Source organism: Treponema zioleckii (assembly GCF_014737315.1).
Classification (GTDB): Bacteria; Spirochaetota; Spirochaetia; order Treponematales; family Treponemataceae; genus Treponema_D; species Treponema_D zioleckii.
In genome coordinates, this window is the sequence record NZ_JPUF01000038.1 from 22,221 (window position 1) to 39,280 (window position 17,060).

Here is a 17,060-nt window from a genome sequence, read left to right on the forward strand (position 1 = left end):
GCGGAAGAAAAGTCCCCTCCGCTTTAAAGTTTATAGATTATTTTAAGGCATGATTTTCTATCAGTCAACAATAGAAAAATTTATTTTTATTTAGGAAAAAAGACTGAATCTTAATAAAAATTAAGTATAAAATAATATTTAATTTGCATTCGGCTAACTTTGGTATTATCATTAAAGAATATTTATAGCAAAGCGAGATTAATTTTTCGTGTGCAACATAACAAAATAAAAAAGGAGAATTTTTGATTTATGAGTAAGGCATCATCTACTTCATCTGATAAAAAAGAACCGCGTGTACTTGCAATTATTCTTGGTGGTGGAAAAGGAACAAGACTTTACCCACTTACCCAAGTTCGTTCAAAGCCTGCCGTTCCGTTCGGCGGAAAATACCGAATCGTTGATATTCCAATTTCAAACTGTATAAATTCTGGTTACAGAAAGATTTATCTTTTGACACAGTTCAACAGTGCATCTCTGCATCATCATATTACAAATTCATACAATTTTGACCGATTCTCAAAAGGATTCGTAGAGATTCTTGCTGCCGAGCAGACTCTTGAGCACTCTGGCTGGTTCGAAGGAACTGCCGATGCCGTAAGAAAGAATATGAGCCACTTCCGCTCTCAGAAGCCGACTCACTACATCATTCTTTCGGGTGATCAGCTCTACAGAATGAATCTTAAAAAATTCATGGAAAGCCATATTGAAAGCGGTGCGGATATTACAATCGCTACGACTGCAGTAAACCGCCATGATGCCAGCGGATTTGGAATCATGAAAATCGACAAAAACAAGAAGATTACTGCTTTCCAAGAAAAACCTGCTCCAGACAAGGATATTAGTGACTGGAAAATTCCGGAAGGTTCGCGAGGCGACTTGCCTAAAGAAAAAGAATATCTTGCTTCAATGGGTATTTACATCTTTAATGCTGATGCAATGGAAGAAGCTCTTGACAACGAATATACGGACTTTGGTAAAGAGGTAATTCCTGTATCGATTAAGACAAAGAAAGTTAATTCGTACATTTTTGATGGATATTGGGAAGATATTGGTACAATTCGCAGTTTCTATGAGGCGACTCTTGACCTTACGAACTACGATCCTGCATTCGATTTTTACAATGCTGATGAACCGATTTACACTCACATGCGCTTTTTGCCACCTTCAAAAATCAACGATGCTCTTATTGAGAATTCAATCACTGCGGAAGGATGCATTATTTCCAAAGCAAAATTAAAGCGCTCTGTAATTGGAGTTCGCTCAATTCTTGAAGTTGGTACTGACTTGGACGGCGTAATCGTAATGGGTGCTGACTGGTACGAGAATAAAGAGACTAAAGAAGAGAACGCGAAGAACGGAAAACCGAACATTGGTATTGGAAAGAACTGTAAAATCGCACAAACAATTATTGATAAAAATGCGGCAATCGGAGATAACTGTCGAATCAACGTTGATGGAAATAAATACCCGGACGGTGACCACGGATTGTTCTACAGTGCGGACGGAATTATCGTAATCCACAAGGGGGCTGTAATTCCTTCTGGAACGGTAATCTAGTATAACGAATCCTAAATAATTGGTCATTCTGAGCGCTACGCCACGACTGCACGACAGCTACACTCGTGTGTCTCAGAATCCCAAAACAAAGATTCTGAATCGAGTTCGGAATGACGGTTAATTATTATTCGTTGTACTACTACATTCGTCTTACTTAGATTTTAGAGCAGAGTTTTTTTAAAGGCTCATCGCTTCACTAAAACAAGTTTTTACGCCGATGAACGCCGAGATGCACAGATTTTTTATCTGCGATTATCCGTGTTTATTTGCGTTAGAAATCTAAAAACTGATTTTTTATACATCAGTTCTGTTTTGATTGAATCGATGGGCTTTTTTGTTTATATTACAAAACTGATATGGATTTTTACGATAAACTCGGTGATTTGCTGAGCGAAACTTTGGATTCAGGAATTTTGCCAGACTCAAAACTGGAAAACGAAAGCTCAAAAAACGCCCCCGAAGATTTTGCGGGTGATGATTTTATAAACGATGATTCGAAAAGTGCTGACGTTCAAAATAAAGAAGAATCGTTTGAAAACATTGGAACAAAATTTAAAAATCAAGATTTTGATGAAAAAAAATCGACTTATAAAAAGGTTTGCGAAAGCGAGAAGCTCAAAACCAAAACATTCACTTTTGAGCATTTTTCGGTGAATAAAAAAAAGTCGTTGCCTCAAAACGTAAAAGATGCATTTAAGTTTTTAGGAATCCCCGAAGATACGACTTTTGATGAGGCAAAAAAAACTTACAGGGAAAAATTGGTTTATTTTCATCCCGACAAGTGGAACAAAGAGGACACGAATCCAGTCCTGCAAAAAATTGCCCGCGAAAAAACTCAAAAGATTCTTGAATGCTGGCAAGTTGTTGAAAGCTGGTTTTCTTTAGAAAGACAAAACAACGGCTAAAATGCCATTCATTCTTACAGTCAACAGCAGTTGGCTCTTGATTTTTCCATCAAAAAATAAACGCTATGTCCGTAAAAAGTGCGCATGACATTTTTTGGAACATAGCTTAACAAAAGATTTTATACGGTTAAACCGTAAAACTGTCAACCTGATTACCAATATCGTTGATAGAGTGTTTCATTACGTTGGCAATTTCTGAGAGAGCTGAGCCCGCATCGTTAACTCTACCTGCACTCTCGCCCATTTCTGTCATACTTTGCTTAATCGTATCGGTTTCTTTTTGAAGCGTACCAACATCTGAAATAATTGTCTGACTGTTTCGAGCCATATCGTTCGAGGCATTCTGAACTTGACGAGTGCTGTCGTTCATTCTTGAAAGGGCGTCTGTAATCAGTGACGAACCTTCGCTCTGTTCCTGCATTGCTGTTTTAATCTGATGAACGAGCGTGTCGGTAAGTTTTATTTCGGAAGCAAGCGATGTGTAGCCGTCAACGCCTTTTTGAGTTGCCTCAACAACGGCGTTAATTGCGCTTTGAATCTGTGTGAGCTGCTCACCGATTGTTGCCGACTGTGAACTTGAAGTTTCGCTCAGTTTCCGGATTTCGTCTGCAACAACTGCAAAGCCCTTACCGGCTTCACCTGCGTGAGCTGCTTCAATAGCCGCATTCATAGCCAAGAGGTTCGTTTGCTCTGCAATAGAAGCGATAACGGCATTTGCCTCACTCAAAAGATTGCTTTGGTTCTCGATTTCTATAATCTGCTCCTGCAGTTCCTCTTGTGTTTTTGCACCGCTCTCCGCATCTGTTGCAAGATGTGCAAAAGCTGCTGCCATTTTGTCTACGGAGCGATTAACTTCATTTATGTTGCCGACCATTTCCTCAACCGCGCTGGAAGCCCCTTCCACGCTGTGTGTCTGTTCCGTGACCAGCTGTTCGAGACTTTCGATATTGCCAAGAATGTTGTTAACGCTGGAACTTGTCTGCTCAACACATGCAATTTGACTTCTGAGATTTCCGTCAAGGTTGCTGATTCCGCCTGTAATTTGGTCAATAGCTGCCATTGCATCTTCGGTCGTGTTGTCCAACTTGTTGCCTGCATCGCTCAGGGACGTTTTTGAATCCTTCATGCTGGCAATAATTTCTTGTAATTTCTCACTGTAAAGATTAAAACTTTCAGCAACGTCCCCGATTTCATTCTTGTCGTGAATGTTAAGTCGTCGTGTCAAATCACCGTGACCTTCTGCAATTTCGTGAGCGTTTTCTCCGATGTTTCGGGCAATAAAAATAAGCGGGCTGAGTCGTTTTCTTGCAAAAATGGCCCCAAATACTGCAAAAAGCAAGCCAACAAGGGCGCAAAGAATGCCTGATTGGGTCATAGTTTTAATGAATGCGGCGTTGACAGTCTTTTTGGGACAGCAGACAACAATTTTGTATCCTGTTCTTTTGTTCTGAATTTGCTTTGTGTAATAAATCTTATTGTCCATCACAACTTTGCCGTCAGTTTCGTCGGAATTTACAAAAACCGCAAGTTCTGGAATATCAAGCTCATTGATATTCTGAAATGTTGCTTTTCGGCTTCCTGTATCAGCGAGAATAAGTCCGTCTTTCTGGAGCATAACAACCGAGGAACCCTCGCCAAAATCCAGCGTAGAAAGAATACTGGTCAATTTTTCAAGAGAGATGTCAAGACCTGCGTTTCCGATAAAATTGCCACTAAAATCTCTGACACTACAAACTACGCTAACGACCAGTGCCCCGTTCGTGGTTTGGTATGCACTTGTGATTACAGGATTACCGTTTCCGCTTGTAGCATCTTTGTACCATTGTCGTTTCCTTGGGTCATAACCGCCTGATTTTGAATGGGAGAGATTTGTTGCGTAGCCGCCCCATTCTGTGCCGTAGAATACTTCAGACGTGTCGCTGTCGCTTTGTGCGAATTCCTGTGCGATTGCACGAATCGCAAGCTCCGTTGGGCTTTTTTCATAATCAGCAATCTGAATCGTTCCTGATTCGTTTATGAATGAATGAATACTATCATCTGCATTTTTAACTGGATCTGAGGCACAAAAAACTTTGACAGCGGATTCTTTTGCATTAAAAAATATATCGATGGAGTTTGAAAAGTCCTTTAAGAGGTTTCCTGCCGAAGAATAAAAATCGTTGAGAGCGCTCTTTTCAAAAGAAGTTCCGACAACGACTTGCGAAATTGTAATTACCAGAAAGATAACTGCCAAAACTGCTAGCGCAAATTTACTTGAGATTGACAACCTCGCTTTTTTTTTCATTTAGTGCCTCCTGATTAAAAAAAATTGCCGTATTCCCAGTTAAAAAAGAAGTCTCAATACGATACGATGCAATATGAAGAATGCGAAAATTAGTATAATTTTGACGTAGGCACAATTCACCTACCTGCCCATTGGCAGTTTTCTTTTATAACAAAATAGTAAGTTAACAAATATTATATTATCGCAATGTTGCAAAGTCAATTTTCATTATTTAAAACAATTTTAATTGTCGTTTTGCATGAAAACTTAAGAGCGAGAAGAATCGGAATTGTGTTGTGAAACTAATCCTCATAACGCCATTCTTTTATTATTTTTACAGCAACGTCATTCTCAAAATCCACTGTTAGCCAAAGAAAGGTATACCAGCCTCTTCCATCTTCACCTGTGTACAGAAAGGATTTTTCATTTTTTGAGATTGGTTCGCCCAACAGCTCAAGAACTTCTTCTTTTGTTAGCCCTTCCTTCAATAGAGGAACGTTTAACGGCTTGAATGTTGCTGAAACTTTTGTGTCTGCCAACGGATTCCTGTAGTATTTGTATTCATAATCAAAAAGAACCATTGCAAACAGAACGAGTCCACTAAAAACAGATATAAGAAATACGATGGAAAATGCAATTCTTTTTTTTTAGGAGTTTTATGACTGCCATAAGAATACCAGATATAGGAAAGAAAAAGTAAGGAATAAATCGATAAAATTCCAGACGAGGCTTTATGTTCGGCTTTAGAGCTGCTATCAACGCATCGTTTCTTCCGAACCAATAATACGAAAAAGGAATAAGATTGAGCAAAAATGAAGCCAGACTTACGACGAGAAAAAAAAGTATGATGCGTAAAAAACCGACACCAAAATATTTTAGAGTTTCATTTATAGTTGGGTGCAATTTCTTGAATTCATAAAGATTTAAAGCATCTTTATAGATAAAAAATATTTCCAAACAGCAGATTAAAAAAACAAAAATTATTATTTCCATATTTTTCCTCACAAATCCTTCATATAAAGCACTTCGTCTTCCACAAGCTTTCCCATAACTGTCTTTGTAAAGGCTTTTGCAAACTTCATTCCGTTGCGTTCTGCCACATGCCGGCTCGGAAGATTGTCAGACTTCATATAAGAAATTATTTTTTTTATGCCGCGCGCTTTTGCGAATTCTGCACAGGCCTTTGCTGCCTCTGTTGCATATCCCTTGCCTCGAAACTCTTTGCGCAAGTGATAGCCGACTTCAGGGAAAAACTCAGATTCCACTTGCTGCATGGTAATTCCGCAGTCGCCAATCATTTCCTTGCTTTCTTTTAGGCAGACTGCCCAAAGTCCAAATCCGTATTTCTGATAATTATCAAGATTCCACTTAATCCAGTTTTCAACTTCCTTACGCGAAAAAGGATGCGGATAAAAACGCATAGATTCCGGGTCGCTCAAAACAAGCGATAGCGCATCAACATCTTCAAGCGTCATCTCGCGTAAAAATAGTCGTTCAGTTTTTAATATCATTTTACGCTCCAAAACTCTGATTTTTTATTTTCAAACCGTCAGTTCAATAATATTTTGCTCTATCGCGACAATTGCGCTCTCGTAATATCCGTCGCCCGTGGTTCGAGGCCCGCTTTGAACACAAAATCCCGCACGCGAAAGTTTTTCCGTCAACTTGTCCACAGCCGACGCGCTTCCAAGACTGAACGCCAAATGCGCCCAGCCCGTGCGGAACGGCTCTTTTTTGCTGTCCACGACTTCTGGGCGTGTCATAATCTCAAGGCGAGCGCCAGAATCAAAAGTCAAAAAATATGAGCGGAATCCAGTCTTTTGATTGAAATAGCCGTCATTCGCCTTTGCGCCTAAATACTGAACGAAAAAATTCTTTGCTTTTTCCAAATCGCAAACATAAAGCGCAACGTGTTCGATTTTCATTTTTTCCTCCGAAAGTAAATCTAAATTCTAATTCGGCATGGCACACGGTTCGGAAAATTTTTCTGTTGAATCGTAAATGCGAGTCTTTTTGCACGTTAGGCAAAGAGCATGTATATTCAGTCCAAGAAGCAGTGTTTGAATGAGCCAGCCGAAACTTGTAAAATATGTGTAAAACGGCGGCAAATCCATTTCATCGTACCAGATGCATTTTGCGGCGGGATTCTTTGAAAAGCGTTTAAAGTAGTATTCGTAGGGAATATTCGGGATGACATTTTCTGTAAAGAGCGAGAAAGTCGGTTCTGCCACCGCGTCTGACAGGTAATAGCAAATTCCACTCGGCTCGTCATCGTGCCACATGCTGAACGTAAAAAACTTAAAGTACAGCGAAAACATGCAAAGTGGAGCGAATATCAACAATAGAAACGATAGCGACAGGATTTTTAGCTATTTTTTTCATTTTTTTCATTTTTTTCTCACCTCAAAAACAAACGGATTTGTTCGTCGCTAACGCGATTCACGTTTTTTGATATAAGCATCAGAGTATAATCGGTTTATACGCCAAAGCCTTATCAACAACCTCTTCTGGAGTGTTTTCTTCATAATATATCAAATTTATCACCTCAGGATTCATAACATTTTCCTTCAGCACTTCAATCATCTTGTCAATTTCAGATTCAGAACCTTCACAGTTCATTATTTTAGACACTAACTCAATTAACTCTTTCCTGCTCATCATTTCTACCCTTTTTTAAGCCGTTGAACTGTCTGCAATCGGTCATTTTGGTTTGTTTTTGGACTTATTGAAGATGAGGACGAGCTGAAACACAACGCCTTGACCAAGAACAGAAAGGAGATTTACGAACAAGATTAATTCGAAAATCAATCTTGTTTCAAAGTCGGGCGTAAAAAAGCGTTTTGTAAAAAATCCCCAATTGAAATAATCCAAGAATGAGCCCAAAAACGCAAGGAACAGACAAACGGCAGTTTCTGCAATGAAGATTTTTTTTGTACTTTTTGTGCTTTGGCCTTTCAGTTTTTTGAGAAACAAAAAAGACGAGCAAAATCGGCGGGAGAAAGATGTCGGCAGCCATTTCAAGTAACGAGATGTAGGTGCGGACGATGCTTTCGTCCTTCTTGGTGGTGATGAACCAAAACAAAAAGAAGAGCGAATGTGTCAAAACGATGATTCCGAAGCATTTTGCGTAATTTTTCAGCATTTTTATTCCTCAATTTTTTTTCTCAAAAATATTCTTGCTCAAATGAGATTTTTGATTTTACAAAACTGTGGTGAACGACTTCAAGAGAGCGCAAATCAAGCGCGGTGAGCCAAAAATCTTCTATTGTGCTGACACTGCTTTCGCCAGAATTACCCATTCCGATAAAAACAAGATACGGCTTTCCGTCTTTTTCAACGATGTCGAATCCCCACTGGACGCCCCGAAGCGCAAAAAGTTCTTTTTCGTCTTCAAAAGATTTTCCGCTTGTTTTGAAAACTTCCCGCGCCCTTTTGAAGATTTTTATCGTGTAATTCGACGGAAGGCGTGCAACGGAAGTCCAGTAAAGTTCTGCAACGATTTTTTTGTCTTCGATTTCGCGCTCGATTTTTTGCACGTGGTCGCCAGAGATGCCCAAAAACGAATAATCGAACGCTGCCATTTGCTCGATTCTCTCAGCGCTAATCCATTGCTGTTGCTCATCTGTCAAATCGTAGCTGTAGCGGGAATGCGCAGAGGCGATTTTTTTTCCACGCTTTTTCTTTTGCGCTGAAGGAAAGCAGGTTGTATGAAGAAAGGCGCTTTGTGTCAAAGTCGCGCTCGATTTCAAGGAACAACGTCTCTTTTTTGTTCTGCACGGGAAAGACCATGCCACACTCGCCTTTTGCGCCGCTCGCCGAAAAATAAATTGTCCACTTCTTCGCCTTTTTGTCAAAGCGGAAAATGCGAAAATACGCAAAGCCACCGCTTCCTTCAAGGCTCATCATCGAAAGCATTTTGTCTTTTATGCCGTCAAGGTGAATCGGCGTGCAATAAAGGTTTTGCTTTTTGGTGAGCTCGACGAAATCGGGATGGAACTCCTCTTTTTCGCTCTGAGCCGCGTCGATTGTGTTGTAATTGAGAACGCTCTCAAAGTCCGCGTATGTTTTGTACTCGCTGTTTTTGACAACTTCTGCAAAATGCAGCACGTTCGGCACTAGCGACTTTGCAGACAAAAAGGATACAAAGAACACCGAAAGCAACATTGCGATTAAAAATATCTTTTTCATTTTTCCACCCATACATAACTTGTCGCAGGACCGGAGCCTACTTTTTCAATAAGACCGGATTTTACCAAATCCGCCAATGCACGCTCGACGGTTTTTGTGCTGATGTCAGGGCATTTTTCCAGAATCTGTTTCTTGTTGATTTTGCCGACCGTGTTCTGAATCAGGCGTTTTACCCGCTCTGGCTTTGAGATTTTTTCTGATGAAAGGTATTTGACGCGACTCTCAAACTCATTAGAGGCTTTTATCAAAAGTCCGAGGTAATATTTTACGAACGGAATATAAAGATTTTTGCTTTCATGCCAGTTAGCAGAACAATCCTGCAGAACTTCGTAATATGTTCCTTTTGTCTGCTCAATCAGAAGTTCGATGCTGATATATTTTCCCACAATAAAACCTGCACGATAAAACAAAAGCAGGGATAAAAGTCTGCTCATTCGCCCGTTTCCGTCCTCAAACGGATGAACACACAAAAAATCAAGAATGAACATTGGAATCAAAAGTAGTTTTTCAGTTTTATTTTCGTTCCAAGCCGCAATAAAAGCCTCGCACATCTGACGCATGGCTTCTTCGGTCTCAAAGGCGGGAACTGGCTTGAATCTCATTTTTTGATTACCAAAACTGTCCGTCTCTGCAATGATGTTGTCGCTTGTTTTATATTTTCCGCCATAACCAGAACTTTTGTTGTATGAATACAAATCACGGTGCAGCTGCTTGATAATATTTGATGAAGGCGAGATAAAATCATAGTTTTCATGAATCGTGTTCAGAACATCTCTGTAACCCGAAATCTCTTCCTCGTTGCGGTTTTTAGGCTGTGTTTTTTGCTTCATCAACTCTTCAAGACGCTTGTCGGTCGTAAAAATTCCTTCAATTCTGTTTGAAGACTTGGTACTTTGGATTTTTGCAATTTCAAGCAAGCTTGCAAGCTCATCTTGTTTTGCCTCAACAAAAAGCTGCTGCCTTCCCTTATGCTCATAGGCAGAGCTCAAAAGAGCAACAATTTCTGGAGTCAGCAATTTTTTTGCATTCTCATCATATTCAAAAATATGCATAATCTACCCCAAACCAGAATTATCTATGTCATTTTATATTATTTTGAGGTAGATAACAAGAAGATGACATAGATTTTATCAGCAGGAGTTTTCAGATGGTGACATAAGTTAAAAGTGAGTCCATTTTACGATTCAATTCTAACTCTATAATAGTATTTTTTTATTTTAAGAACATCACGAATATCATAACCGAAAGTGCGCAAAAGCTCATTGTCTTTCGCTTTGTAGAGCTCCAGAAAATTATCATCTTCATCAAATACAACAACGCTGTAATCGTCCAAAAACTCTTTTTCCCAGATAATACCAACATATTTTCCGAATACTCGAACATTTTCATTATCTTCCTTGTCGCTCAAATGATTTGAAAGCTCTTTTTGTATAGTTGGAAAGGAAAAGAAAAGATCAAATCTTTCAGGAACAGCATATTTTGAAAACAGGAGCATTAAGCACCAATTGAAAACAGGAATAATAGCAAAAAACAAATATTTGAGATTTCTTTTTTTTACCGTATGGACAATAATAAGTACCGCATTTAGCAAACCCCACATAAAAAGACATGCAACACTAAATAACATCCCGACAATATCAAATATTCTGATAATCCAGAATGCTGAAAGAAAAATCAGAAACATCATAATATTTGGAATCAAAAATATAAAAAGAAAACGCTTGTTTTTCATTTTTCTCACCTCGAAAACAAACAGATTTATTCATCGCTAACGCGATTCACCGCAAAGTTTTTAAAAGAAGAAAAATTTCTTTTTCCGTTTTGCATTCAATTGATTGGTTATTTTTTCCTGCAAAGTCTTTAAGTACTCATCAGAATCACTAAGATTATCGTTATTCAAGCAAAATCCTATCAATTCCAAATTTTCACTAATTTCATTCAGCATGATTTTACATTTTCCTTCAAACCAATAGTTTCTTTGGGTATATTTTCCAAAAAGCAAGTATTCTTTTAAAGTTGGATTCCCCGCCCAATTTGACTTAAAAAGCAATTTCGGGAACTTTATTTCAGTATTGAGCGTAATTTCTGAAAACTCATCAATTTGCATAAAAGCTTTGCAATATTCGATATAAGTGCGATGAATTTCATAAAGCTGATTGTAATCGTAATAATCCGAAGCAATTACAACATTGATTGATTCGGCTAGTCTTTGCAGAGAAGCAATAAATTCTTTTTTCAAATCAGGTGCAAGCTTCATTTTACCTCCGCTTGTTCGCTCAGATATCCCAAACCTTTGTAAAGTTTCTTTCCGTTTTGAAGAAAATGCAGCCGGCTTGACAACAAATACGGGTGAATGACGCAGAAAACACCCTTTTTTTCGGTGTATGTGCAGTCAATATCGTTAACTCGGCATTTTCCGTCGCTGAAAAATATAAACTCAGGCTTATCAAATCTGTTTCTAGCCCACGTGCTCACAAGTTTCTGAGCCTTTACAACAGCCCTAACGAAAACGACGGAATCATCGTACATGAACCACGATTTTGCTTCTGGGATATAAACAAGGACTCTGGAAGTTTCATCGCCGTCTACAAGCACGCGTCCCGTTGATCCGTCGTAAACGAACGTTTTATCAGAGCCTTTTTGCGTGTGCATTACGCCAAATGGATTTTCTTTGCTTTCTTTGCAAAATTCCACCGAGAACAATTGATAAATGCCCGCAGAATCCGAAGTGAACACGAACCGCTCCTCAGAGAGCTGGCTTTGACTTAACACGAGCACCGTTCTGGCTTTTTCTCCGTAAAGCTTAATCGGTGTGCAATAAAGGTTTTGCTTTTTGGTGAGCTCGACGAAATCGGGGTGGAACTCCTCTTTTTCGCTGTGAGGCGCGTCGATTGTCTCGTAATTGAGAACGCTCTCAAAGTCCGCGTATGTGGTGTATTCGCTCTTTTTGACAACTTCTGCAAAATGCAGCACATTCGGCACGAGCGACTTTGCAGACAACGACGAAAGCGCAAGCACAAAAAGCAGTGCAAAAAATATCTTTTTCATTTTTCCTCAGTTTTTTGCCAAATCTCTAAAACCGTATGTTCGCAAGGGAAAATTCGATTTTGTATCCTGCAAGTTTCTCGAATTCCGCATTCACCTTTTTGTAATCAAAATACCAGGCGTGAATCTTGATTTTTTCTTTTCCGCGATGATTTGAAATCTTCCATATAAATTCTTGTGCGCCCCACTTTGGATAGCACATGCCCATTTTGATTTTTGTTTCTGCCGAAATTTCGATTTTGTGATGAAAGAAAAACCAGTTTTGATAATCCAAAAGATTTCCGGAAATTGTGATTTTCTTTCCTAACGGAGCAAACAAAAAAATGAAGCCAAAAAGCAAATCACACGCAAGAAAAATTGAAGAAAAATGTTCTCTCAGAAGCAAAAAAAATGTTACAAGAAAAAATATTCCGAGGAGGACATAAAAAATATTCGTGAAGCTTTTCAGTTTTGGCCGTATGATGGTTTTGTTTCGGTCCATTTTTCCACCGTCTGTGAGCCCGCAATCTCGCGGATTACATTTTGCGAAAATCAGTCAAAATAACTGACTTCCGCCGATTTATAATTTCCGTCGTCGTCAAAATAAATACAAAGCTCCCAGCCGCTTATAAAGCCGTCCGCTTTCAAAAAATACGAAATCTCTTTTTCCAGAACGCGCTCTTCCACTGCAGGACGACCGAGCAAAGATAGAACTTCGGTTTTGTTCGGCTTTTCTGCGTCCAGCTTGGCTATAAGCGAAGTCGTCATTTGGTAGCGGCTTTTGCCTTTCTGCCATTTTTGCGCGTCAAAGTCAATCTGTTTTTGGCACGCTGCAAAAATCACGCAAAATGATAAAATCAAAATCAGTTTTTTCATTTTTCCTCCGTTTTCAGCGTCCTTTTGATTTTCATGCTCATAAGCGGCAGTACGTTTTCTTTTACAAAATAAATCCATTCGTCATCGCCCGAAGTAAGAACGGCTTTGAGGTACGGAACGACTTTTTTGTCGTCAAAAATCATTTTGCCCAAAGCAACTTTTGCTACTGGCCAGTTCATATCCATAAAACATTCCAAAAGTCCCGCATAAAGTTCAGAATTTGTCCGAAGCTCCAGCTCCGTGATTTTCTCGATTGAAGCAACGTCGAATTTGTCGCGGCACAGGATAAAATGAAAATTCGCGTTGTCGAGAAGCTTGTATTTTTTTAGTGGCTCGTCCGCATCCAAAAGCGGGCGGTTGATTTTGAGTGCGGTTTTGATTAAGCCAAGCAGCTCAGTTTTGTCTTTCATGCCGCCCCGCACGATTTTCAAAAACGATTTTGAGCGCTCTTTGCTGAGCGGATTTGAATCGCCGGGAACTGAATAGCAGCCGAAGCCGTCGAACGAAATGCGCAAAAGATAAATCAGCCCGCCCTTTTTTGCAAAATCCACAAAAACGCTTCCGTCAAAAAGCGAAAAGCAAAAATCGCTCGGTCGGGATTCTGGCATTTTGTAGAGGCAAATCTCGCAGTTGTTAAAAAGCTCCTCAAAATCAGAATTCATCTTTGTCCAACATTGGCGCGACAACGGAAAAAGCTGCTGCTCGATTTTGGAGAGTTCTGCTTCAGAGCAAGTGTTCTGCAACGATTTAAAAATCCCAGATTGGACAAGGTTCTTTTTGTTTTCATCGTTTCCCGCCTCAAAAAGCAAATCTTCTATAAAATGAAGATATTTTTCAATCGGCTCGTTTTCTCTGATTTTCTGCGTTATGAATTGTGCAAAATCACCTGCGGTAAAGAAATCCGCCCAAGCAAAATCTCGTTTTTCAAAGTCGAATTCAGGAAAGTGTTCTGTGATTGAATCGTAAAGATTTTTCATTTTTCCGCTTCTTCCCGCAACCGATAGTTCGTGCTTCTTCCGCCGGCGGTCGGATCTTTTTCGAGCACTCCTTTTTCTATCAAATCCGCGATGTCGCGAAGGGCGGTGTCAGAGGAACATTTTGCGATTTTTGCCCACTTTGATGAATTGAGAACACCGAACCAGTTTCCGTTGGTGAGTTTTTCGAGCATGAGAGTCTGACGCGGGTTGAGTTGAACACCGCAGAGCCTATTGCGGAACGAGTATTTTTTGAGGACATTTTCTGTTTCTATGCAGCTTTCATCGAGGGCTTTTTGCAGACACTCCAAAAACCAGATAAGCCACTCTGTAATGTCGGGCGAGCCGTGCTGGGTGCGTTCCAGAACATCATAGTAATTTTTTTTGTCGAGCGAAATCTGATTCGACATGCTATAAAAACGAAGATTCGTTCGGTCGCTCCGGCAAAGCATCATGTCCGAAATCGTGCGCGCGATTCGGCCGTTTCCGTCTTCAAACGGATGAAGCGTAACGAACCACAAATGAGCAATCGCCACGTTTACAAGCGAATCCCCTGATTTTGATTCATCGTTGAGCCAGTTCAAGAAAAAATGCATTTCTTCCGGGATTTTTTCGGCAGCCGGGGCTTCGTAATGAACTTTTTCCATCCCGATTGCGCCTGAAACAACCTGCATCGCTCCCGACCGATACTGCGCCACCTCGATTTTATTCATTCCGCTGTAGCCAGTCGGAAATAGGCAGGCGTGCCAGGCAAAAAGACGCTCTTTTGTAAGAGGATTTTGGTAATTCTGCGAGGCATCGAGCATCATTTCTACAACTGCATCAACATTTCTGTCCGTGTTGACTGCGATTTGCTTTTTTAGCCCCAAGCGGCGGGCAATTGAAGAGCGGACTTGTTCTTTATTGAGAAGGAATCCTTCTATTTCGCTGGATTTTATGACATCAGCGGAAATACTTTCAAGAATTTTGTCTTCTTTTTGAGAAAGCCCCAACAGCTCCATTTTTGAAAGCAGCTTTCCCTGTGAAATATGGCAACATTCCAAAAGCCCGGAGATTTTTTGAGAATCATAAGTAAAATGCTGCCAATTTTCGTACTCGTAGATATACATAGTCGCATTCTAAAAGATTATGCGGAGATTAGCAATTTATTCACCGCATTTTTTGCGGTGAATAAAGGTTTATTTACCGCAGAGAAGCAGAGTCCTGTACCTCCTAATAGCGTTTACATTTTTCGGACATTTCATCAAAAAAATCTTCGATGGCAAAGCAAAAATGGCTGTAGGTAATCTGCACGGGAATTTTTTTTCTTCGGCAAAAAACAGGTACTTTTTCCCATGTTTTGATTCTTTAACGTTACATGATATTTCATTCCACGGAAAGAACTGTTTTGTCTTCAAATCCGTGATTCCATCGGCGTTGAATAAATTTGAGCGAAAAATTGAGCCAATATAAAATCCATTTTTCTTGATATTTTCCACATCCTGCAAGATTGTGTTGCCGCACTGCCTGCGCAAAATTTCGCGCATCCGGGACACGAACTTTTCTTGACAAAAAATCGCTTTGACTTCTTTTTCTTCCCCAGAAAGTATCAAAATGTTCGTATCCCGTTCGTTTTTTACCTGAAAATCCCTAATCTCAGAAATCAGAATACTTTTCTTTTTAAAAAAAGCGATGATGTCTACCGTAATTTTATCCCCATCAATTTCGACTTTTCTGAAAAAAACAAAAAGCGATAAAATGAACATAAGAATAAACACTGTCGTAATGAAGACCGAGCTGCCATCAAAATTTTCATCGCGAGTGAAATAGAAAAAAGCCCAAGCAGGAAATCCGAGCAAGAGAAGTACCAGAACTTTTGAATAGACAGGATAGCAATTGTATTTTTCTTTCTATTTTTCCGCCCTTTTTGTGAGTTTATCTAAGCCATTTTTCGGGATTTATAACTTTGTTTTTGTACTTCATCCTGATTTTCAGCTTCATACCGCAATCTCCTCCGCCGTACAGGGTTCCCAAAAAAGTGCCTTTTGAAATCTTGTCGCCAACGTGCAATTCCTCGTTGAGTTTTATCCAGCCGAAATATTCAATTTCCAAATCTTCGGTTCTGACGGCAATGGAATTACCATGTCCTCCGCTGGAAATTGTTTTGATTTCTGAAATTTCTCCGTCCAATGCGGAGCAAAATTTTTTGATGCTGTAATACGGGTACGCCACATAATCCCTAAAAAATGTTTTGCCCGTAAACGGATTTTGCGTCTCGCCGAATTTTTCAGTAATTTTGATTTTTGAAAAATCGACTTTGGCGCTGGTCGTTTCAAGAATTACGGAACGAGCGTCTATCGTCATTCTGTTTGTTGCGCAGGAAGTGAGTAAAAGCAAAAAGAGGGCTGTATGAATTAGAAAAAGTTTTTTCATTTGTTTTCCACCTTCTTGGCAAAAAATCTTCGCAAACGAAGTTCCTCGTTTTCGCTCATATATTTCAATGCTTCCTCGTCAAAATATTTTATGTGGTACGGATAAATGTCTTTCAGCTCGCCGTCGATGTATTGCAGGCAGAAAATGATGTTTCCAGAAACCAACTCCTCAAGAAAATCAAGATACGAAAGCTCGATACAAAAACCGTCCTTGTTGTCAAAATAAAAACCGTCGTGGCAATGCCAGTCGCCGCTAAAAGTGATTCGGTTATCATTCTCCGAGGGGCAGTTGAACACATACATGCGCACGTCGTCAAAAAGCCTGACAGAAAGCACGCCGTCATCTTCCTCAATTTCTAAGTCATAATCGCTCAAAAAACTTTTTATCAAATCAAAATCGTATATCATTCTTCCTCCGTTAGTTTTCTGATTTCAGGTTCTCTGCACGAAATAACATCGATAACATGATTTACGCAGAATAAGCCGTAATGCGTCCATTTTTCTGGATAAAAACTTCCGTCTTCAAATTTTCGGCAATCGGTCAGAACAGGCAAAGCGTCAATCAATCGCGATTTTTCAAAAATAACAAGCCCTCTGCCCTTTTTAACTTCTCCCGAATCATAGGAAGCATAAGACTCGTTCCTAGTTTGGTGCAGAATGTAATCATCAAAGATGATTTCGTAAAACTCGCTTGTATCTGGAAAAACAAGTGTTGCTCCGTTAGCAGTCTCGCCGTTTGTACCAAGCGCAATAACAAAGCGAATACTGTTGTCTTCGCCCTCGCTGGCAGAAATCAAAAACAGCATTTTGTTCAAATCTTTTCCGAATGCAAGTTTTTTCATTCTTCCTCCATTCGTCATGC

24 protein-coding genes are annotated in these 17,060 nt (G+C 39.7%); 2 read left to right on the plus strand and 22 right to left on the minus strand.

Translation table 11 applies throughout. The features are described 5' to 3' along the window. The first annotated feature begins 249 nt into the window (after window positions 1-249). Both JI65_RS10720 and JI65_RS10725 read left to right on the plus strand, forming a co-directional pair. Entirely contained in the window at window positions 250-1,557 is a 1,308-nt protein-coding gene (locus JI65_RS10720; RefSeq protein ID WP_191016306.1) for a glucose-1-phosphate adenylyltransferase, read from the plus strand. A 356-nt stretch (window positions 1,558-1,913) separates the two neighbouring features. Continuing rightward, entirely contained in the window at window positions 1,914-2,462 is a 549-nt protein-coding gene (locus JI65_RS10725) for a J domain-containing protein (protein ID WP_191016309.1), read from the plus strand. A gap of 127 nt (window positions 2,463-2,589) precedes the next feature. Here JI65_RS10725 and JI65_RS10730 read toward each other — a convergent pair whose 3' ends face one another. The 22 genes from JI65_RS10730 to JI65_RS10835 form a co-directional block, all read right to left on the minus strand. Next, complete coding sequence (locus JI65_RS10730; RefSeq protein WP_191016312.1) at window positions 2,590-4,746, minus strand: methyl-accepting chemotaxis protein; 2,157 nt, start codon at window positions 4,744-4,746, stop codon at window positions 2,590-2,592. 281 nt (window positions 4,747-5,027) lie between these two features. Further along, entirely contained in the window at window positions 5,028-5,306 is a 279-nt protein-coding gene (locus JI65_RS10735) for a hypothetical protein (protein ID WP_191016314.1), read from the minus strand. 19 nt (window positions 5,307-5,325) lie between these two features. Further along, window positions 5,326-5,718, minus strand: coding sequence for a hypothetical protein (locus tag JI65_RS10740; RefSeq protein ID WP_191016317.1), 393 nt, complete (start codon window positions 5,716-5,718; stop codon window positions 5,326-5,328). An 8-nt stretch (window positions 5,719-5,726) separates the two neighbouring features. Then, window positions 5,727-6,236 (minus strand): GNAT family N-acetyltransferase, encoded by a 510-nt coding sequence (locus JI65_RS10745; protein WP_191016320.1) that lies wholly within the window; start codon window positions 6,234-6,236, stop codon window positions 5,727-5,729. Between the two features lie 30 nt (window positions 6,237-6,266). Beyond that, window positions 6,267-6,650, minus strand: a complete 384-nt coding sequence (locus JI65_RS10750; RefSeq protein WP_191016323.1) for a VOC family protein — start codon at window positions 6,648-6,650, stop codon at window positions 6,267-6,269. 27 nt (window positions 6,651-6,677) lie between these two features. Next, window positions 6,678-7,043 (minus strand): hypothetical protein, encoded by a 366-nt coding sequence (locus JI65_RS10755; protein ID WP_191016325.1) that lies wholly within the window; start codon window positions 7,041-7,043, stop codon window positions 6,678-6,680. 142 nt (window positions 7,044-7,185) lie between these two features. Next, window positions 7,186-7,386 (minus strand): bacteriocin immunity protein, encoded by a 201-nt coding sequence (locus tag JI65_RS10760; RefSeq protein WP_197971938.1) that lies wholly within the window; start codon window positions 7,384-7,386, stop codon window positions 7,186-7,188. 154 nt (window positions 7,387-7,540) lie between these two features. Then, window positions 7,541-7,867: a hypothetical protein gene (locus JI65_RS10765; protein WP_191016328.1), complete on the minus strand. Its 327-nt coding sequence runs from the start codon at window positions 7,865-7,867 to the stop codon at window positions 7,541-7,543. 22 nt (window positions 7,868-7,889) lie between these two features. Continuing rightward, window positions 7,890-8,354 carry a hypothetical protein gene (locus JI65_RS10770; protein WP_191016330.1) on the minus strand — a complete coding sequence of 155 codons (465 nt, stop codon included), beginning with the start codon at window positions 8,352-8,354 and terminating at the stop codon, window positions 7,890-7,892. Beyond that, on the minus strand, window positions 8,344-8,913 hold the full coding sequence (locus tag JI65_RS10775) for a hypothetical protein (RefSeq protein ID WP_191016333.1): 570 nt from the start codon (window positions 8,911-8,913) through the stop codon (window positions 8,344-8,346). Before JI65_RS10775 ends, JI65_RS10770 begins: the two co-directional genes overlap by 11 nt. Then, a complete protein-coding gene (locus JI65_RS10780) occupies window positions 8,910-9,965 on the minus strand; it encodes a Fic family protein (protein WP_191016336.1) in 1,056 nt (351 codons plus the stop codon). The genes JI65_RS10775 and JI65_RS10780 overlap by 4 nt, the downstream gene beginning before the upstream one ends. A 125-nt stretch (window positions 9,966-10,090) precedes the next feature. Continuing rightward, the gene (locus JI65_RS10785; RefSeq protein ID WP_191016338.1) at window positions 10,091-10,645 is read right to left on the minus strand and encodes a hypothetical protein; all 555 of its coding nucleotides are present in this window, start codon (window positions 10,643-10,645) and stop codon (window positions 10,091-10,093) included. 60 nt (window positions 10,646-10,705) lie between these two features. Beyond that, the gene (locus JI65_RS10790; RefSeq protein ID WP_191016341.1) at window positions 10,706-11,170 is read right to left on the minus strand and encodes a hypothetical protein; all 465 of its coding nucleotides are present in this window, start codon (window positions 11,168-11,170) and stop codon (window positions 10,706-10,708) included. Then, window positions 11,167-11,961: a hypothetical protein gene (locus JI65_RS10795; RefSeq protein ID WP_191016343.1), complete on the minus strand. Its 795-nt coding sequence runs from the start codon at window positions 11,959-11,961 to the stop codon at window positions 11,167-11,169. Before JI65_RS10795 ends, JI65_RS10790 begins: the two co-directional genes overlap by 4 nt. Before the next feature lie 25 nt (window positions 11,962-11,986). Next, entirely contained in the window at window positions 11,987-12,277 is a 291-nt protein-coding gene (locus JI65_RS10800) for a hypothetical protein (RefSeq protein WP_191016346.1), read from the minus strand. Between the two features lie 212 nt (window positions 12,278-12,489). Then, entirely contained in the window at window positions 12,490-12,813 is a 324-nt protein-coding gene (locus tag JI65_RS10805; RefSeq protein WP_191016349.1) for a hypothetical protein, read from the minus strand. Further along, the gene (locus JI65_RS10810) at window positions 12,810-13,790 is read right to left on the minus strand and encodes a DUF5071 domain-containing protein (RefSeq protein ID WP_191016351.1); all 981 of its coding nucleotides are present in this window, start codon (window positions 13,788-13,790) and stop codon (window positions 12,810-12,812) included. The genes JI65_RS10805 and JI65_RS10810 overlap by 4 nt, the downstream gene beginning before the upstream one ends. Further along, window positions 13,787-14,896, minus strand: a complete 1,110-nt coding sequence (locus JI65_RS10815; protein ID WP_191016354.1) for a Fic family protein — start codon at window positions 14,894-14,896, stop codon at window positions 13,787-13,789. Before JI65_RS10815 ends, JI65_RS10810 begins: the two co-directional genes overlap by 4 nt. 69 nt (window positions 14,897-14,965) lie before the next feature. Then, window positions 14,966-15,265 carry a hypothetical protein gene (locus tag JI65_RS10820; RefSeq protein ID WP_191016356.1) on the minus strand — a complete coding sequence of 100 codons (300 nt, stop codon included), beginning with the start codon at window positions 15,263-15,265 and terminating at the stop codon, window positions 14,966-14,968. A 436-nt stretch (window positions 15,266-15,701) separates the two neighbouring features. Next, window positions 15,702-16,199: a hypothetical protein gene (locus JI65_RS10825; protein ID WP_191016358.1), complete on the minus strand. Its 498-nt coding sequence runs from the start codon at window positions 16,197-16,199 to the stop codon at window positions 15,702-15,704. Then, a complete protein-coding gene (locus JI65_RS10830) occupies window positions 16,196-16,606 on the minus strand; it encodes a hypothetical protein (RefSeq protein ID WP_191016361.1) in 411 nt (136 codons plus the stop codon). The genes JI65_RS10825 and JI65_RS10830 overlap by 4 nt, the downstream gene beginning before the upstream one ends. After that, window positions 16,603-17,060 (minus strand): hypothetical protein (locus tag JI65_RS10835; protein WP_207106097.1); only part of this gene is annotated, 458 nt, incomplete at its 5' end. The genes JI65_RS10835 and JI65_RS10830, both read right to left, overlap by 4 nt.

Excerpts from the sequence above, each read along its gene's own strand:
- JI65_RS10765 (WP_191016328.1), bottom strand. The coding sequence starts at position 7,867 with ATGCTGAAAAATTACGCAAAATGCTTCGGAATCATCGTTTTGACACAT.
- JI65_RS10750 (WP_191016323.1), bottom strand. The coding sequence starts at position 6,650 with ATGAAAATCGAACACGTTGCGCTTTATGTTTGCGATTTGGAAAAAGCA.
- JI65_RS10775 (WP_191016333.1), bottom strand. The coding sequence starts at position 8,913 with ATGAAAAAGATATTTTTAATCGCAATGTTGCTTTCGGTGTTCTTTGTA.
- JI65_RS10805 (WP_191016349.1), bottom strand. The coding sequence starts at position 12,813 with ATGAAAAAACTGATTTTGATTTTATCATTTTGCGTGATTTTTGCAGCG.
- JI65_RS10735 (WP_191016314.1), bottom strand. The coding sequence starts at position 5,306 with ATGGTTCTTTTTGATTATGAATACAAATACTACAGGAATCCGTTGGCA.
- JI65_RS10790 (WP_191016341.1), bottom strand. The coding sequence starts at position 11,170 with ATGAAGCTTGCACCTGATTTGAAAAAAGAATTTATTGCTTCTCTGCAA.
- JI65_RS10755 (WP_191016325.1), bottom strand. The coding sequence starts at position 7,043 with ATGTTTTCGCTGTACTTTAAGTTTTTTACGTTCAGCATGTGGCACGAT.
- JI65_RS10730 (WP_191016312.1), bottom strand. The coding sequence starts at position 4,746 with ATGAAAAAAAAAGCGAGGTTGTCAATCTCAAGTAAATTTGCGCTAGCA.
- JI65_RS10810 (WP_191016351.1), bottom strand. The coding sequence starts at position 13,790 with ATGAAAAATCTTTACGATTCAATCACAGAACACTTTCCTGAATTCGAC.
- JI65_RS10780 (WP_191016336.1), bottom strand. The coding sequence starts at position 9,965 with ATGCATATTTTTGAATATGATGAGAATGCAAAAAAATTGCTGACTCCA.
- JI65_RS10720 (WP_191016306.1), top strand. The coding sequence starts at position 250 with ATGAGTAAGGCATCATCTACTTCATCTGATAAAAAAGAACCGCGTGTA.
- JI65_RS10815 (WP_191016354.1), bottom strand. The coding sequence starts at position 14,896 with ATGTATATCTACGAGTACGAAAATTGGCAGCATTTTACTTATGATTCT.
- JI65_RS10760 (WP_197971938.1), bottom strand. The coding sequence starts at position 7,386 with ATGATGAGCAGGAAAGAGTTAATTGAGTTAGTGTCTAAAATAATGAAC.
- JI65_RS10830 (WP_191016361.1), bottom strand. The coding sequence starts at position 16,606 with ATGATATACGATTTTGATTTGATAAAAAGTTTTTTGAGCGATTATGAC.
- JI65_RS10745 (WP_191016320.1), bottom strand. The coding sequence starts at position 6,236 with ATGATATTAAAAACTGAACGACTATTTTTACGCGAGATGACGCTTGAA.
- JI65_RS10725 (WP_191016309.1), top strand. The coding sequence starts at position 1,914 with ATGGATTTTTACGATAAACTCGGTGATTTGCTGAGCGAAACTTTGGAT.
- JI65_RS10785 (WP_191016338.1), bottom strand. The coding sequence starts at position 10,645 with ATGAAAAACAAGCGTTTTCTTTTTATATTTTTGATTCCAAATATTATG.
- JI65_RS10825 (WP_191016358.1), bottom strand. The coding sequence starts at position 16,199 with ATGAAAAAACTTTTTCTAATTCATACAGCCCTCTTTTTGCTTTTACTC.
- JI65_RS10740 (WP_191016317.1), bottom strand. The coding sequence starts at position 5,718 with ATGGAAATAATAATTTTTGTTTTTTTAATCTGCTGTTTGGAAATATTT.
- JI65_RS10795 (WP_191016343.1), bottom strand. The coding sequence starts at position 11,961 with ATGAAAAAGATATTTTTTGCACTGCTTTTTGTGCTTGCGCTTTCGTCG.